Source organism: Legionella worsleiensis (genome assembly GCF_001467535.1).
GTDB lineage: Bacteria > Pseudomonadota > Gammaproteobacteria > Legionellales > Legionellaceae > Legionella > Legionella worsleiensis.
Genome location: NZ_LNZC01000016.1, coordinates 1 through 2209 on the forward strand (window position 1 = coordinate 1; position 2209 = coordinate 2209).

The following is a 2209-nucleotide window of genomic DNA, read 5'->3' on the forward strand; positions in this document are numbered from 1 at the left end:
ACAAAAACCTGCGGACGAATTTGAGGCATACATCCGAGCAACAAAAACACCGCCGACTCTTTCTGTCCTTGAGTCTTCCGTAGCGAGCACCAGTAGCCCAGTGGCTCCTCAGCCAATAGCTGCAAGTTCGTCGAGCTCGGTTGATGCGGAACGTTCTACCTCGGCACGTGCTGAAGGGTTGTTTGCCCCCCCAAAAATCACTTCAGGTTCCATTCATTCGCAAAGAAGAAGGGGGGGACGCAGGCAGCAAGACAGGCATGCAAGTGCTTCTGCACAACAACGCACTACTCAATCAGCAATCGCTGATGCACCTCCTGTTTCCGCAGTTCCGGCAGAAGAGACTTTTTCTGGCTTACGGTTTTTGCAACAGCGACCCATGGAAAATTTTCTCAACAGCCTGACTGAAAGCACTAACCCTGGAGTCTATTTATCGACGCAAATCTCTTGTGGCGCTATGGATGCTCAGAAAATCCGTAAATTATTTTTTTATTATCCTAAATCGAAAAATCTGATTACCCTGGAGCACTTGTGTAAAATCGGAGTACAATCGCATACCTCTTTGTTAAGCCAGCTTTGCTCGCCTTATAACGAGGAGATGCATGAGGTACTGAAAATTATACTAGAGCAAAAAAATGGTCTATTAATTAAATTTGCTCTTCGTTTAAAAGATTTTCTTGTTCCGTATGATGGATACAAGCCGGAATATGATGTTGTCTCATTGGAAACATTAGAGTCATTTTTTCCCGGTAGTTCAATAGACATACGTGAGCTGTATTTTTTGAATACCAGTCAAACAGGTATAGATATTTTAACCAGAATGGCTGAACCTATGGGTTATACCCTTGATGATTTATGCTTGCGATTAAAAAATTTCTTCTACGCTCATTTAGAGCCTGATTTCAAAATACCAGTGCCTTTAATCCCCTGTAATAAAGCCAGACTAAGAACTTATGAGCAGTTGGCTTTGGATCTTCATCGTAATGAAAAAAGGTCGTGGGCAAGTATTATTGCACGATATAACATAGATGATATCTCAAGAAATATAGTGCGGTTAATGGTACAAGGCAATTGTTTAGGGATTGATCTGTGTGGCCGCAACACGTTTTCTCATTTGTCAGTATTTTTTGGTGATTTAATTAATGATAACTCAACAAGTAAAGTGTTTGGCCCCAATGCGCTTTTAATGGTTGAGGAAATACTCTCTACTCTAAAAAAGAATCCTACATGGACCTTAATAGAAGAAAAACGCTATATCTGGGATAAACTAAACGCACCAGAGCTTGATCCTACGAGTAATCTTGCAGGAATACTGCGTATTATTTACGATTGCTTCAAAGTTGAGCATCAATTGCTTAATAGGCTTTATTGTTTAAATGTCCGGCTTTGGGATGGTATTATTGCTCAATTTGGTGAGGTTTTTGCCAATCCTATGCGACTTAAAACAATATTGGAGCAGATGTCCGTAAATGATGGATTTGCAAAAATGGCATGGAATCATCTTGTTAATACTGGTTTATCCTCTCCGAATAACCTGTCATCGAGCTTGGGTCAGTTTTTCGATTTGTGTCGCCAAGATGCTATTTCATTTAATTTAAAAATGCCTCGTCTGTTTTTAGATATAATGAAATGGTTTGAAGAAAATCCATCTAGTGAATTGACTGCACAATACGATTTCATTACTCAATGCTTGAGAGCTATGGCGGATGAGCCTTTCAGTCTTTTAGCTGGGTATTTGCGATTTGCTCATGATGCCTTAGGAAAACAGCTAATCCCTGAGCGAACTAAACAGCGCCAGCCCGTTGCTTCACCCCTTCAAATAACTACTACACAGGCTCAAGGCAGTGCAGTCGCATCGTCTAGTGTTCAGGTCGATACGGTGACTGTGGAGGAATCAGTGTCTATGAGTATGAGCAAGTAGATACAGTCTTTAAACGCAAGCTCAGTAGGTCATTCTGAGCATGGTGAGGGATCTCCTAAAGCTGGCACTGTGCCAAATTCTGGAGAATCCCTTATTCTATTCGGGATGACAACTGAGCAAGAGTAGATACTGGCTGTTTCCGTTTTTTTGTCCGGCACAAAGTTTTTTGAGTAATTAATCAGCAGATTTAAGCTTGAGTTAATGTGCATGCTTTATCATATGGCATCTATGACTATAAAGAGAACGTACTAAATGCCTGCTGAGATTTACTATTGGGAAGCCTTGATCATT

Annotated in this window: 1 protein-coding gene; it reads left to right on the forward strand. The window is 40.9% G+C overall.

Translation table 11 applies throughout. The annotated features are described in order from the left end of the window. On the forward strand, nt 1-1918 hold a 1918-nt coding region (locus Lwor_RS13850; protein ID WP_162262298.1), incomplete at its 5' end, for a hypothetical protein. Nucleotides 1919-2209 lie beyond the last annotated feature (291 nt).